Source organism: Burkholderia sp. Bmkn7 (assembly GCF_041103175.1).
Lineage (GTDB): Bacteria > Pseudomonadota > Gammaproteobacteria > Burkholderiales > Burkholderiaceae > Burkholderia > Burkholderia cepacia.
Genome location: NZ_JBGCUH010000001.1, coordinates 19,795 through 33,668 on the forward strand (window position 1 = coordinate 19,795; position 13,874 = coordinate 33,668).

General features: G+C 65.6%; 11 protein-coding genes. 4 read left to right on the forward strand and 7 right to left on the reverse strand.

Going from position 1 to position 13,874, the window contains the following annotated elements:
- Nucleotides 1-31: 31 nt before the first annotated feature.
- Nucleotides 32-163, reverse strand: coding sequence for a catalase (locus AB3K92_RS00095; protein ID WP_162175300.1), 132 nt, complete (start codon nt 161-163; stop codon nt 32-34).
- Between the two features lie 92 nt (nt 164-255).
- Nucleotides 256-897, reverse strand: coding sequence for an HD domain-containing protein (locus tag AB3K92_RS00100; RefSeq protein ID WP_059487785.1), 642 nt, complete (start codon nt 895-897; stop codon nt 256-258).
- 214 nt (nt 898-1,111) lie between these two features.
- Between AB3K92_RS00100 and AB3K92_RS00105 the strand changes: the two genes are divergently transcribed.
- The 3 genes from AB3K92_RS00105 (at nt 1,112) to AB3K92_RS00115 (ending at nt 3,740) form a co-directional block, all read left to right on the forward strand.
- A complete protein-coding gene (locus AB3K92_RS00105) occupies nt 1,112-2,077 on the forward strand; it encodes a GlxA family transcriptional regulator (RefSeq protein ID WP_042976733.1) in 966 nt (321 codons plus the stop codon).
- Nucleotides 2,078-2,399: 322 nt separating this feature from the next.
- Entirely contained in the window at nt 2,400-2,711 is a 312-nt protein-coding gene (locus AB3K92_RS00110) for a DUF4148 domain-containing protein (protein WP_042976736.1), read from the forward strand.
- Between the two features lie 315 nt (nt 2,712-3,026).
- Nucleotides 3,027-3,740 carry a dienelactone hydrolase family protein gene (locus AB3K92_RS00115; protein WP_042976735.1) on the forward strand — a complete coding sequence of 238 codons (714 nt, stop codon included), beginning with the start codon at nt 3,027-3,029 and terminating at the stop codon, nt 3,738-3,740.
- 133 nt (nt 3,741-3,873) lie between these two features.
- On the opposite strand, the gene AB3K92_RS00120 is transcribed toward AB3K92_RS00115, so the two are convergent.
- The 4 genes from AB3K92_RS00120 to AB3K92_RS00135 form a co-directional block, all read right to left on the reverse strand.
- Complete coding sequence (locus tag AB3K92_RS00120; protein WP_369464294.1) at nt 3,874-5,406, reverse strand: efflux transporter outer membrane subunit; 1,533 nt, start codon at nt 5,404-5,406, stop codon at nt 3,874-3,876.
- 2 nt (nt 5,407-5,408) lie between these two features.
- Entirely contained in the window at nt 5,409-8,600 is a 3,192-nt protein-coding gene (locus AB3K92_RS00125) for an efflux RND transporter permease subunit (RefSeq protein WP_369464295.1), read from the reverse strand.
- A gap of 15 nt (nt 8,601-8,615) precedes the next feature.
- Nucleotides 8,616-9,872 (reverse strand): efflux RND transporter periplasmic adaptor subunit, encoded by a 1,257-nt coding sequence (locus AB3K92_RS00130; protein ID WP_111998968.1) that lies wholly within the window; start codon nt 9,870-9,872, stop codon nt 8,616-8,618.
- Between the two features lie 231 nt (nt 9,873-10,103).
- The gene (locus tag AB3K92_RS00135) at nt 10,104-10,988 is read right to left on the reverse strand and encodes a LysR family transcriptional regulator (protein WP_369464296.1); all 885 of its coding nucleotides are present in this window, start codon (nt 10,986-10,988) and stop codon (nt 10,104-10,106) included.
- Between the two features lie 595 nt (nt 10,989-11,583).
- Between AB3K92_RS00135 and AB3K92_RS00140 the strand changes: the two genes are divergently transcribed.
- Nucleotides 11,584-12,552: an AraC family transcriptional regulator N-terminal domain-containing protein gene (locus AB3K92_RS00140; RefSeq protein WP_369464297.1), complete on the forward strand. Its 969-nt coding sequence runs from the start codon at nt 11,584-11,586 to the stop codon at nt 12,550-12,552.
- 210 nt (nt 12,553-12,762) lie between these two features.
- On the opposite strand, the gene AB3K92_RS00145 is transcribed toward AB3K92_RS00140, so the two are convergent.
- Nucleotides 12,763-13,704 carry a LysR family transcriptional regulator gene (locus AB3K92_RS00145; RefSeq protein ID WP_059487854.1) on the reverse strand — a complete coding sequence of 314 codons (942 nt, stop codon included), beginning with the start codon at nt 13,702-13,704 and terminating at the stop codon, nt 12,763-12,765.
- Nucleotides 13,705-13,874 lie beyond the last annotated feature (170 nt).

Below are 13,874 nucleotides of genomic sequence, written 5' to 3' on the forward strand. Positions count from 1 at the left end.
GATTCATTCGCACGCGCGCGCCGCTCCGGAATCACTTCGCGATCAGCCAGACGTCCTGCAACGGCGCGGGGCCGCGCGGGCCGACCGTCTGGATGTTGACGTCATCTTCGACCGGCGCGCCGTTCGCTCCGATCAGCTTTCGATCGTTCGACGGGCCCAACATGATCGCACTCCTGAATAATGCGCGAATCGCGATTCACGTGGCGCGCACGATCTCCGATCAGCAGCCGAGGTCGTGCGCCATACCGTGAACAATCAGCCCGCCCACGCGGACGACCGGATCACGCTGCAGAAGTTGCCGGCGCGGAAATGCGGATCCTTGTCGGCGAGCACGTCGGCCTTCACGTTGCCGAACGTCGTGTCGGGCTTGTGCCTGATCCCGTCGTAGAACGCCTGGATGATGTCTTCCTTGAAGTGCGGCGTACGCGGATGTGCACGGACGACGGCCTCGCGTTCGACGTCGCTGTATTCCGGATACGTCAGGCCCAGCACGTCCATCTCGACGCCCGCGGTCACGAGCGCGATCACCGGATGCATGTGCTGCGGGATGCCCGGCGTGGTATGCAGTGCGATCGAAGTCCATACGACATCGATATCCTGCTGCGAGATGCCCTTTCCCGTCAGGAAATCGCGGGCGGCGTTGGCGCCGTCCACCTCGAACCGCTCGCACGCGCTGCTGTGTTTGTGCGTGAGCCCCATGTCATGAAACATGCAACCGCAGTAGAGCAACTCCGGATCGTATTTCAGACCGCGCCGCTGGCCCGCAAGCGCAGCGAAATAGAAAACGCGGCTGGAATGATGGAACAGCAGCGGCGACGCGGTATCGCGCACGAGTTCGGTGATCTCGCGCGTCAGCTGGCTATCGGGAATGGTGATGCCTGCAACGTTCTCAGTCATGATCGACCTCCATTGAAAACACCCTTGATTCTCCGGAGACCGATAACTGGCTTCAATAGACGTATTGCGTCAAATCCTGCCATTTTGCGCGACAGACGGACACGGTGCCCGCACGGCAGGAAGAACGCCGGAAACAGGCTCCGCCACGCACTCCGTGCATCGCTGGCCCCCCTATACTGCTACCCGTCACGTTAGAAACAACACGCAATCGATCATGCCGAAGGTCGTGGGAATCTTCGCCGTTCCGGGCGTTCAACTGCTCGATGTCTCCGCACCGCTCGACGTCTTCGCGCAAGCGAACGCCGAATGCGGGAAACCGTTCTATACGTTGCGGATCATTGCGGGCGAGTCCGGCCCGATCCGCAGTTCGTCCGGCGCGCAGCTGCTGCCCGACTGGATCGTTCCCGACATTCCCGAGCGCATCGACACGCTGCTGGTCGCCGGCGCGCCGGGCGCCGGCCGGATCGCACTGCGCACCGACGTGCTCGCGTGGCTGCGAGCGGCGGCCGTGCAGAGCAAGCGCTACGGCTCGATCTGCACCGGCGCGTTCATTCTCGCGGCCACCGGCCTGCTGAAAGGGCGTCACCTGACCACGCACTGGGCTGCCGCGGACGCGCTTGCCGAAGCCTATCCGTCGCTCGCCGTCGACGCGGATGCACTGTACGTGCGCGACGGCAAGCTGCGCACCGGCGCCGGCGTGACGGCCGGGCTCGATCTCGCGCTCGCGCTGGTCGAGGAAGATCTCGGCCGCGAGATCGCGCGGCGCGTCGCCGCGCAACTGGTCATGTTCTTCAAGCGACCGGGCGGGCAACTCCAGTTCAGCCGCAAGGGCGAGGCGCGCCCCGCCGGGCGTTCGGTGCTGCAGGAGGTCCAGCGCTGGATCGCGGCCAATCCGGAACTCGAGCACTCGGTGGCGGAGATGGCGAAGCATGCAGGCATGAGCCCGCGCCACTTCGCGCGGCTGTTCCGCGCGGAAGTCGGCATGACGCCTGCCGCATGGGTCGAGGCGACCCGCATTTCGGCAGCCCGCCACCTGCTCGAGAATGGCCACGACACGCCGAAACAGGTCGCCGCGAAATGCGGCTTCGCGAATGTCGATACGCTCAGGCGGTCTTTCACCCGGCACGTCGGCATCACACCTGCCGAATACCGGAAACGGCAGGCAGTCCTGGCCGAGTGACACGGCAGTACGCACGCGATACGACACGAACGATGATGTCGTCAGCCCCACTCGAACACTTCGGAATACGATTTATTCATCGTTGTCCGGCCACTTGCCGAGCGACGACATCGCTCCATCGACGGCCTCGCCCGTGGTCCAGATCAAGCGCCGGACAGGCTCGCAATCGTCAGACGAAATCCTCACCCGCTCAGATCGTTTACCCAGTTGCAATAATTATTCGCTGGAACGCGTATTTCCGACCGGTAACGCGATCGCTACGATGCAATCAACCGCTGAACGCAACAAGCGAAGCGCGAAATCAATGAAACCGGAGGTCATCATGAAGTCGTTCATCTACGCTGTCGTCGCCGCAACCGCCCTGTCCGCCTCGTACGGCGCATTCGCACAGTCGAATTCGTCTGGCCAACTGACGCGTGCCCAGGTGCGCGCGGAACTCGTTCAGCTCGAACAGGCCGGCTACAAGCCCGAAGTCTCCGATCAGTATTACCCGCGCGCGCTGCAGACCGCACAGGCCCGTGTGACGAACGCCGATGAAACCGGCTACGGCGCGCAAGCCGCCGCTGGTGTGCGTGCCGGCCGCGCGATCGCGGTCAAGCAGGACGGCCGCGACTCCGTGTATTTCGGCCAGTAAGCGCCCGTCACGCGCCGGCGTATTCCGATACGCGCGCGGCACACCGCACAACACCCCGCTCCCGTTCCAACGGGGCGGGGTGTTGCTTTTCGGTCATCCGTTCCGGGCACGGATCGCCACCCATCGCACGCGATCTTCCGAACGCCGTGCCGTTCACGCAGGCAGCCGGTGTTTGCGCATAGAATGGCCGCGTGGTCGGCGCCGGCCGAAACGAACGCGAGCGGAAACCACGACGCCCGGCTTGCCCGATCGTCGCCGCGCCGCAGGCCGGCCCCGATGCCGCACTCATCGCATTTTTCGAAAAGGAGCGGTTTCATGTCTCAAACATCCGGTTCCATGATCACGTTTCAACGCCCGGACGGCCAGGAACTGCAGGGTTATCTCGCCACGCCGGCAAAGACCGAAGGCGCGCCTGCGGTCGTCGTCATCCAGGAATGGTGGGGGCTGAACGACCAGATCCGCGGCGTCGCGGATCGCCTCGCGCGCTGCGGCTACTTCGCGCTCGTGCCCGACCTGTATCGCGGCAAGTCGACGGTCGAGGAAGAAGAAGCGCACCACCTGATGACCGGGCTCGATTTCGGCGACGCGGCCTCGCAGGACATTCCGGGCGCCGTGACGTATCTGAAGACGCTTGCGTCGCGTGTCGCGGTAACGGGTTACTGCATGGGCGGCGCACTCACGCTGCTGTCGCTGCAGTTCGCCGATGCGGACGCGGGCGTCACGTGGTACGGCTTCCCGCCGCTCGACTACCTGGATCCGGCGAAGCTCAAGGTGCCGCTGATGGGCCACTGGGCCACGCAGGATGCGTTCTTCGCGATCGACCAGGTCGATGCGCTCGAGAGGAAGCTGACCGACGCGAAGGTCGGTTTCGAATTCCATCGTTATCTCGCGCATCATGCGTTCGCGAACGAAACGGCCGTCGGCCCCGGCCGTATCGCGGGCACGCAGTTCGATCCGGTGTGGTCGCAAATGGCATGGGATCGCACGCTGACGTTCTTCGGCCGCACGCTTTGGACAAAGCAGGCATAGCGCAACATCGCTTCGGATGTGAGCAGCCGAGCAATAAGAAAACGCCACGGATTTTCATCCGTGGCGTTTTCGTTTTTGCATCTCGCCGGTTCGGCAGGCAAAAGCGGTTGCCCGCTCCTGCCCCGCCTTTCACTTACCCGTTCGTCGACGCCGACGACGCAGGCGCCGGAGCGGCCGCCTTGTCGTAGTCGACCGGCGCATCCGGCGCGCGCGGCGTCTCGCCGGCTCGCTGGATCCACCCGCCGCCCAGTGCGCGGTACAGGTCGACCAGATTCGTCCAGCGCGCCAGTCGTGCGTTGATCAGCGTCTGCTGTGCCGAGTATAGATCCGTCTGCGCGGTCAGCACCGACAGGTAGCTGTCGACGCCGTTCTTGTAACGCAGGTCCGACAGGTCGAAACGTCGCTGCTGTGCGTGCTCGTTGCGCTCGAGCGCCGCGATCTGCTGGTCGTACGTGCCGCGTGCGGCCAGACCATCCGCCACTTCGCGGAATGCCGACTGGATCGCCTTCTCGTAGTTCGCGATCTCGATGCGCTTCTGCACGTTCGCGAGGTTCAGGTTCGCGATGTTCTGCCCGCCTTCGAAGATCGGCATCGTGATCTGCGGCGCGAACGACCACGCCGCCGTGCCGGCCTTGAACAGGCCGCCCAGCGTCGGGCTGCCGGTGCCGAACGCGCCCGTCAGCGAGATGCGCGGGAAGAACGCCGCGCGTGCCGCACCGATGTTCGCGTTCGCGGCCAGCAGCGTCTGCTCGGCCTGCATCACGTCCGGACGACGCGTCAGCAGATCCGACGGCAACCCGGCCGGCACGTCCGTCAGCAGGTTCTGCGCGTCGAGCGGCATGCCTGCCGGCAGATCATCCGGCAGCGGCTCGCCGATCAGTTGCACCAGCATGTTCAGTGCCTGCGCACGCGCACGCGCCTGCTGCTGCTGGTTCGACAGCGCCTGCTCGACCACTGTCTGCGCCTGACGCAGCTCGAGCTCGGAGCCCGTGCCGTTGTCGAACCGCAGCTTGGTCAGGTCGTACTGCGCCTGAGCGGACTTCAGCGTGTCCTCCGTGACCTTCAGCAGGTCGTCGGTCGACAACAGCGTCAGGTACTGGTCAGCCACCGAAGACACAAGCGAGATTTCCTGCGCCTGCCGTGCATACGACGTCGACAGGTACTGCGCGAGTGCCTGGTCCTTCAGGCTCTGCACGCGGCCGAACAGGTCGAGCTCCCACGACGCGGACAACCCGACGTTGTAGGCACGCGAGATATACGGCGCGCCCGTCTGCGACAGACCTTGCGGCACGCGCTGGACACTGCCCGTGCCCGTACCGTCGAGCGTCGGGAACAGGCCCGCGCGCGTGATCTGGTACTGCGCACGCGCCGCCTCGATGTTCAGCACCGACACGCGCAGGTCGCGGTTGTTCTTCAGCGCGATCTCGATCAGCCGCTGCAGGCGCGGATCGACGAAGAACTCGCGCCAGCCGATGGCGGTCGCCGCCTGGCCGTTCGCGCTGCGCGCGCCGGCCGCACCCGGCTGCGTCGCGTAGACGCCGCCGGCCGGGTACGCCTGTGCGACGGGCGCGTCGGGCCGCTTGTAATGCGGCGCCATCGTGCAGCCCGTGGCGAACAGCGCGGCAGCCATCGCGACAGCACTTGCAGTCAAAGCATGTTTTTGCATCGTTACTGCCCCTTCGAATCGTGTGCGTCGCCGTGACCGCGCTGCAGGTCGCCCTGCACGAGACGCCAGGCATCGTCGACGTTTTCCGTCTCGCCGCTGAAGATCGCGCGAACCCGCACGAAGAACATCGGGATCATGAAAATCGCGAGGAACGTCGCCGTGATCATCCCGCCGATCACGCCCGTGCCGATTGCATGCTGGCTCGCCGAACCCGCGCCGTTGCTGATCGCAAGGGGCAGCACGCCGAGCATGAATGCAAGCGACGTCATCAGGATCGGACGCAGCCGCAGGCGTGCCGCCTCGATCGCCGCGCGCACCGGCCCCATGTTCTCGTTCGCCTGCAACTCGCGTGCGAACTCGACGATCAGGATCGCGTTCTTCGCGGACAGGCCCACGGTCGTCAGCAGGCCGACCTGGAAGAACACGTCGTTCTCGAGGCCGCGCAGCATCGTCGCGAGCAGCGCGCCGACCACGCCGAGCGGCACCACCATGATCACCGAGAACGGGATCGACCAGCTTTCATACAGTGCCGCGAGACACAGGAACACGACGAGGATCGAGATCGCGTACAGGATCGGCGCCTGCGAGCCGGACTGGATTTCCTGGAACGACAGGCCCGTCCAAGAGTAGCCGATACCTTCCGGCAGCTTGCTCGCGAGCGCTTCCATTGCGGCCATCGCCTGGCCGGTCGACTTGCCCTCCGCAGCCTGCCCCTGGATCTCGATCGACGATACGCCGTTGTAGCGCTCGAGCTTCGGCGACCCGTAGCTCCAGTGGCCGGTCGAGAACGCGCTGAACGGCACCATGCCACCGGTGCTGTTGCGCACGTACCAGATGTTCATGTCTTCCGGCGTCATCCGGAACGGTGCATCCGCCTGCACGTACACCTTCTTGATCCGGCCATCCGTATCCAGGAAGTTGTTCACGTACTGCGACGCCCACGCGATCGAGAACGTCTGGTCGATCGCCGCAGCCGTCACGCCGAGCGCGTTCGCCTTCTCGCGGTCGATATCGACCGTGTACTGCGGCGTATCGTTCAGGCCGTTCGGGCGCACGAGCGCCAGCGTGGGATCCTTCGCGGCCATTCCGAGCAACTGGCCGCGCGCGGCCATCAGTACCTCGTGGCCGAGACCGGCGTTGTCCGTCAGCTCGAAGTCGAAGCCGGCAGCCGTACCGAGTTCGGGAATCGACGGCGGGTTGAACGGGATCACCATCGCGTCCTTGTACTGCGAGTAGTGCGCGAAGGTCCGGCCGATCAGCGCCTGCACCTTCTGGTCGGAGCGCTGGCGATGCTCGTACGGTTTCAGCTTCACGAACACGAGGCCCGCGTTCTGGCCGCGGCCCGCGAAGCTGAAGCCGTTGACCGTGAACACCGAGTCGACCACATCCTTCTCGGTCGTGGTCAGGTACGTGTTGATGTTGTCGAGCGTCTTGCCGGTCGTTTCCTGCGTGGAACCGGACGGCGTCTGCACGATCATGAACATGTAGCCCTGGTCTTCATCCGGCAGGAACGACTTCGGCAGGCGCACGAACATCACGCCGACCGCGATGAACACGGCCAGGTAAATCACGAGCCAGCGCCCCGAGCGCCGGATCACGTGGTTCACGCCGCCCGTATAACGATCGCGGCTGCGGTCGAAGGTACGGTTGAACCAGCCGAAGAAACCCTTCTTCTCTTCGTGATGCCCTTGCGGGATCGGCTTGAGGATCGTCGCGCACAGCGCCGGCGTCAGGATCAACGCGACGAGCACCGACAGCACCATCGCCGACACGATCGTCAGCGAGAACTGGCGATAGATCGCGCCGACCGAACCGCCCGAGAACGCCACCGGCACGAACACCGCCGACAGCACCAGCGCCACGCCGACGAGTGCGCCGGTGATCTGGCCCATCGCCTTGCGGGTCGCCTCCTTCGGCGACAGGCCCTCCTCCGCCATCACGCGCTCGACGTTCTCCACCACCACGATCGCATCGTCGACCAGCAGGCCGATCGCGAGCACGAGGCCGAACATCGACAGCGTGTTGATCGAGAAGCCGACGAGGCCCATGATCGCGAACGTACCGAGCAGCACGACCGGCACCGCGATCGTCGGGATGATCGTCGCCCGCAGGTTCTGCAGGAACAGGTACATCACGAGGAACACGAGCACGATACCTTCGAGCAGCGTCTTGACCACTTCCTCGATCGACAGGCGCACGAACGGCGTCGTGTCGTACGGATAGTGGACGACTAGGCCGTGCGGGAAGTACTTCGACAGCTCCTGGACCTTGGCCCGCAGCGCCGTCGCGGTCGCGAGCGCGTTCGCGCCCGTCGCGAGCTGGATGCCGAGACCGGCCGTCGGCTGCCCCATGTACTTCGTGTCGAACGTGTAGTTTTCCGAACCGAGCGCCGCGCGGCCGACGTCCTTCAGGCGAACCTGCGAGCCGTCCTGGTTGACCTTCAGCAGGATGTTGCCGAACTGCTCGGGCGTGCGCAGCAGCGTCGATTCGGTGATCGTCGCCTGCAGCAGGGTGCCCGGCTTCGCCGGCGTGCCGCCGATCTGGCCGCCCGCGATCTGCACGTTCTGCTGCGAGATCGCCGCCGACACGTCGGTCGGCGTGAGGCTGTAGTTGGTCAGCTTGACGGGATCGAGCCAGATGCGCATCGAGAACTGCGAACCGAGCAGCAGGGTCTGGCCGACGCCGTTCACGCGGCTGAGCGGATCGAGCACGTGCGACGCCACGTAGTTCGTCAGGTCCTCCTTCGACATGCTGCCGTCCTCGGAGTTGAACGCGAACCACATCAGCCAGTTGCTGCTCGACTTCGTGACCTGCATGCCGAGTTGCTGCACGACCTGCGGCAAGTTCGGTGTCGCGAGCGACAGCTTGTTCTGCACCTGCACCTGCGCGACGTCCGGATTCGTGCCCGGCGAGAAAGTCAGCGTGATCGTCGCGTTGCCCGAGTCGTCACTGGTCGACGACATGTACAGGAAGTTGTCGAGACCGCTCATCTGCTGCTCGATCACCTGCGTCACCGTGTCTTCCACCGTCTTCGCGGAAGCGCCCGGATAGTTCGCCTGGATCTGGATCGTCGGCGGTGCGATCGTCGGATACTGCGCGATCGGCATCTTGAAGATCGACGCGACGCCGGCCAGCATCAGCACGATCGCGATCACCCACGCGAAGATCGGGCGATCGATAAAAAACTTGGCCATGAAACGGACTCCTTGTTATTGCGCGGACGACGCAGCGGTCGAACTCGCGGCAGCATTGGCGGCGGTGCTCGCCGGCGCCGCGCCGGACGCATTCGCGGCGCTTGCCGGTGTGCCGGACGCGGCGTCCGGCGCCGGTGCGAGCTGCGCGGGAACCGTCTTCACGGTCGCACCCGGGCGCACCTTGTCGACGCCCTGCACGATCACGTGATCACCCGCTTGCAGACCGCCTTCGACCACCCAGTTCGGGCCCTGCATGCCCGTCGTCTTCAGCGGACGCGGCTCGACCTTGTTGCTGGCGTTCACCACCATCGCGATCGCCTGCCCCTTCTGGTCATGCGTGACGCCGATCTGCGGCACCAGGAACGCGTTCTCGTTCACGCCTTCCTCGATCCGTGCACGCACGAACATGCCCGGCAGCAGCACCTTGCCCGGGTTCGGGAAGACCGCGCGGATCGTCACCGAGCCGGTGGTCTGGTCGACCGTCACGTCCGAGAACTGCAGCTTGCCCGGCTCCGAATAGGTCTTGCCGTCTTCCAGGATCAGCGACACCTTCGCCGCGCCCGGGCCGCTCGTCTTCAGGCGCCCGCTCTGCACGTCCTGGCGCAGCTTCAGCCCTTCGAGGCTCGACTGCGTGAGGTCCACATACACCGGGTCGAGCTGCTGCACCGTCGACATCAGCGTCGCCTGGCTCGCCTGCACGTACGCGCCCGGCGTCACCTGCGAGATGCCGACGCGGCCGGTGATCGGCGACACGACATCCGTATAGCCGAGGTTGATCTGCGCGGTGTCGACCGCCGCCTTGCCGGCCGCGACGTCCGCCGCGGCCTGGCCTTGCGTGGCCACCGCGTTGTCGTAGTCCTGCTTGCTGACCGCGTTCGCGGCCACCAGCACCTTGTAGCGTGCGACCAGCGCGTTCTGCGTGACGAGGTTCGCCTGCGCCTTCGCGAGCGTTGCCTTTGCACTGTTCAGCGCGGCGATGTAAGGCGCCGGATCGATCTTGTAGAGGCGCTGACCGGCCTTGACGTCGGTGCCTTCGGTGAATTCACGACGCAGCACGATGCCGTCGACCCGCGCGCGGACCTGCGCGACGAGGAACGCGCTGGTGCGGCCCGGCAGGTCGGTGAAGACCGGTACGGCTTGCGGCTGGACGGTGACGACGCCGACTTCCGGCGTTTGCGGCGGCGGTGCCGATTCTTTTTTCCCGCACGCGGCCAGGAAAACGGCAGCCGTTGCAGCAGTAATTAAGCGGTATGGAACCCGTTCGACGCGCATGGAGCGACCTCTCGCAAATAGACGACCTTCAATTGGAATCACCAGATCTCCTCGTAACCTGCACGCGCGGCCGGAATGCTGTCGCTTCCTGTTTGCCGCAGATGCGGTTGCGTATGTCGGGCGTTCGTTGCGCCCTGCGGAGCGTTCGTTCGTCGAACTGCTTCCGTGGAAAAAGCGTCATGAGCCCGCGGCACTGGCGGGCAGGCGTTGCCGCGGCAACCAACCGGGCCGCTAGCTCGCGGGCCGGAACGCGGTGCCGGCAAATTCGATGAATGCCCGTGCAGCGGCCGGCAGACACGCGGTACGCGCATGCGCGAGCTTCAGCGTGACGGGCGCGAGCGAGTGAACCGGTGCAACGCGCACCAGCGCGCCGTCCGCCAGATCGGCGTCGACGAGATACGCGGGCAGCACCGCGGCGCCCATGCCGGCCACGGCCAGCCGCCGTGCCATCTCGAGATGGCCGACGCCCTGACTGCCGCCGGGCGTCGCGTCGGGCCGGAACGCAGCCGCATCGTCGCCGCCGGCGGCCGGCAGATCGAGCCGCACGGCCGCAAGATCCGGCCAGTCGCCCGACGCAGCCGCGCCGCCGTGTGCGGCGACATAACCCGGTGCCGCGACGCGCACGGATTCGTAAGAGGCCAGCGTGTGCAACGCGTGCGCACCTGTCACCGGCATGCCGTCGGTCAGGAACGCGACATCGATGTCTTCGGATGTCAGATCGACATGGGCGTCGGTCAGCGTCACGGTCGGCCGCACGTCCGGGAACCGGCTCACGAAACGATCGAGCAACGCGCTCAACTGGCTGAGCCCGAACGCGACCGGCGCGGCAATGCGCAGCGCGCCTTCCGGTTTGCTGCCCATCGCGACGAAACGACCGTCGATCTCGTCGATCGCCCCGAGAATCCGTTCGACGCGCGTGAGATACAACTCGCCGATTTCCGTCAGCGACTGGTGGCAGGTGCTGCGTTGAAGCAGGCGTGCACCAAGGCGCGTCTCGAGCGCATCGACCAGCCGGCTCGCCATCGCCGTCGACACGCGCAGCCGCGTCGCCGCCCGGCGAAAACCGCCTTCCCTTGCCACCGTCACGAATGCCCGAATCGATTGAAGTTGGTCCATTTGTCCGGATTCCCCTGCGCGGTCGGCCGCCTGGACGCGCACACCCGCTGCCGCATCCCGACCGACATGTGACGGCCCGGCCAATGCGATGGCACCGACGCCGGCCACGCCGGATCGGTCGGTGCGCTCGCGCCGGACGCGCACCGGCTTGCAACGGACGCAAGCCGGCCTCGGCTGGCCCGATGCACGAATATTCGAATAGCAGTCCTGAGTCTCTTGCAGCGATTCCCAGCGGCAACGCCGGCGGCATCCGTCGGCCTGGCGACGCTCATACCTGCGTCGCCCGCGCGCACTGGAACACGTTTCTTTCAGCAGGTGCAATGGTATGAAAACCGGCGGAAATTGGCTTGCCTGATCCTGCGATTGTTTTGCCTTAATTTCCGAATTTGTGCGCTGCACACTGCGCAACGACGGGCCATGCGGCCACCGGCCGTGCAGATCCGGATGATTGGGCTGGTTTCCGACAGATTTAGGCAATCACGTGCGCGCGACTCGCCGTACGATGTGACCGCCGCGCGATCCACCTGCCGGGACACCGACAGGGAATCGCAGTCGCGCACCTTGCACCGCCCCCTCGGTCATCCGCTCACGCAATATGGAAATCGACGCCCGAACGACGCCGCTACAGCGCACCGCACCCGACCACGACCCTCAGTCGCCCACGGCCCGGCTCGCTGCGCTGATCGCCGCCTATGCACCGCACGACGGCACGTTCGAACTCCCGGTGCGTGGCTTGCGCATCGCACGCGTGTCCGCGTCGCCGCCACACTGGAACCATGGCGTGCACCGCGCGTGCCTGAGCATCGTCGGACAAGGCGCGAAATCGACACGGGTCGGCGACGCCGCCTACCTGATCGACGAATCGCGGATGCTGGTTACGACTGCCGACCTGCCCGTCACCGGCCGCGTGACGCGCGCAAGCCCGGCCGAGCCGTTCCTTTGCGCACAACTGGAACTCGACCCGGCCCGCATCGCGGTGCTCACACCGCGCGTGTTTCCGCGCGGGCTGCCGAAGGCCGTCGACTGTGGCGCACTCGACACGCACGATGCGCCGCCCGAAATCGTCGACGCCGTCGTGCGGCTGATGCAACTGATCGCACACCCCGACTACATCGACCTGCTCGCGCCGCTGATCGTCGACGAAATCCTCATCCGGCTGCTGCGCGGCCCGTCGGGTGCGCGCGTCGCGCAGGTCGGCCAGGACGACTCGACGACGCAGCGCATCTCGCGTGCGGTCGCCTGGATCCGCGACCACTACCTCGATCCGATGACGGTCGAATCGCTCGCGCGACAGGTGGACATGAGCCCGTCAACGTTCCATCACCACTTCCGCGCGGTCACGTCGATGAGCCCGTTGCAATGCCAGAAGATGCTGCGGCTGCAGGAGGCACGCCGCCTGATGTGCCTGTCGGCAATGGATGCGCAGCAGGCGTGCCGCAGTGTCGGCTATGTGAGTGCGTCGCAGTTCAGCCGCGAATACGCACGCCTCTTCGGCGATGCACCGGGCCGCGATGTCGTGAAGCTGCGCGACCAGGCGGTGCCGCTATCCCGCGTCGCGCCGTAGGCCATGCACGTGACGTGCGTGGCACCCATGCACCGAACCAACGATGTTCGCTATCGAAAGCAAGCACTTTCATAAAGGCGTGCCGGTTGCCTGCGCATCCTTGGTCGAGCCGGTCGCACAGATTAATTCGATACCCGGCTCAAATACAGGACTGCATATTATTTGTTCGATTGACGCGCAGCGTCATCCTCACACCTCGACGGCGCGACTTCAGGACGTGCAGGAAGCGTTCAGCGCAGCCTCGTCGGCGGACAGCATTTCGGGTACGCATTCACGCAGAAAATCGACGAACGTGCGGATTTTCGCATCGAGATACTGGCGCGATGCGTACAGCGTGTAGACGGTCAGCTTCTGCAAGCGGTAGTCGGGCAGCACGCGTACCAGCGCGCCGCTCGCCAGCGCGGGTAGCGCCGACGACATCGGCAGCGAACCGATGCCGAGGCCGGCGCGCAATGCGGCGCCCAGCGCATCGGCGATGTTCACCTGGAAATCCGGCAACGGCAGGTCGAACGTCTCGGGGCCGTCGGGGCCGTCGAGATGCCAGCGATCGCGCGGAAATACGGGCGTGACGATCTGCAGGCACGCGTGGCCGTCGAGCTCGCGCACCGTACGCGGCGTACCGCGCTCCTTCAGATACGCGGGCGACGCGCACAGCACGCTGTGCACCTCGCCGAGCCGCTGCGACACGAGCCCCGAATCGGGAAGCTCCGTCGTACTCAACTGCAGCGACACGTCGTAGCCTTCGTCGATGATGTCGGGCACGTGCTGCGACAGCGTGAGCTCGACCGCGACCGACGGATAACGCTGCCGGTAACGCACGACCGCGGGCACCACGTAGGCCTGGCCGAAGCTCGTCGTCGCATGAACGTGCAGCCGTCCGGACGGCTTCGCCTGTGCATCGGCCGCCTCGGCTTCCGCTTCTTCGATATAGCCGAGGATGCGCTGGCAGCGGTCGAGATAACGCTGCCCGGCATCGGTCAGTGCGATGCGGCGCGTGCTGCGGTTGAGCAGGCGCGTGCGCAGATGGGTCTCGAGCTGCGCGACCGACCGCGATGCATAGGCCGTCGTGATGTCCAGGCGCTGGGCCGCGCTCGTGAAGCTGCCCTCCTCCGCAACCCGGACGAAAATGCGCATCATCTGTAACGTGTCCATCGACCTGTCCCCGGGATTGAGATCACGTCGCGCCACCGTGCGGCCATGGTGCCGGCGGTTCCGGCGCGGGCCGGCCTGGCGCGAATTGTGCGGAACAGTACAGCAGCGGTGCAGACGTGTCCAGTTCGCCGTACGCGGCATGATCCGGATGCCGAATCGTGTCGCCGGGC

What these genes read in the sequence shown, in the direction of transcription:
- AB3K92_RS00125 (WP_369464295.1), bottom strand. Translation starts at nt 8,600, where the DNA reads ATGGCCAAGTTTTTTATCGATCGCCCGATCTTCGCGTGGGTGATCGCG.
- AB3K92_RS00140 (WP_369464297.1), top strand. Translation starts at nt 11,584, where the DNA reads ATGGAAATCGACGCCCGAACGACGCCGCTACAGCGCACCGCACCCGAC.
- AB3K92_RS00105 (WP_042976733.1), top strand. Translation starts at nt 1,112, where the DNA reads ATGCCGAAGGTCGTGGGAATCTTCGCCGTTCCGGGCGTTCAACTGCTC.
- AB3K92_RS00130 (WP_111998968.1), bottom strand. Translation starts at nt 9,872, where the DNA reads ATGCGCGTCGAACGGGTTCCATACCGCTTAATTACTGCTGCAACGGCT.
- AB3K92_RS00095 (WP_162175300.1), bottom strand. Translation starts at nt 163, where the DNA reads ATGTTGGGCCCGTCGAACGATCGAAAGCTGATCGGAGCGAACGGCGCG.
- AB3K92_RS00110 (WP_042976736.1), top strand. Translation starts at nt 2,400, where the DNA reads ATGAAGTCGTTCATCTACGCTGTCGTCGCCGCAACCGCCCTGTCCGCC.
- AB3K92_RS00135 (WP_369464296.1), bottom strand. Translation starts at nt 10,988, where the DNA reads ATGGACCAACTTCAATCGATTCGGGCATTCGTGACGGTGGCAAGGGAA.
- AB3K92_RS00145 (WP_059487854.1), bottom strand. Translation starts at nt 13,704, where the DNA reads ATGGACACGTTACAGATGATGCGCATTTTCGTCCGGGTTGCGGAGGAG.
- AB3K92_RS00120 (WP_369464294.1), bottom strand. Translation starts at nt 5,406, where the DNA reads ATGCAAAAACATGCTTTGACTGCAAGTGCTGTCGCGATGGCTGCCGCG.
- AB3K92_RS00100 (WP_059487785.1), bottom strand. Translation starts at nt 897, where the DNA reads ATGACTGAGAACGTTGCAGGCATCACCATTCCCGATAGCCAGCTGACG.
- AB3K92_RS00115 (WP_042976735.1), top strand. Translation starts at nt 3,027, where the DNA reads ATGTCTCAAACATCCGGTTCCATGATCACGTTTCAACGCCCGGACGGC.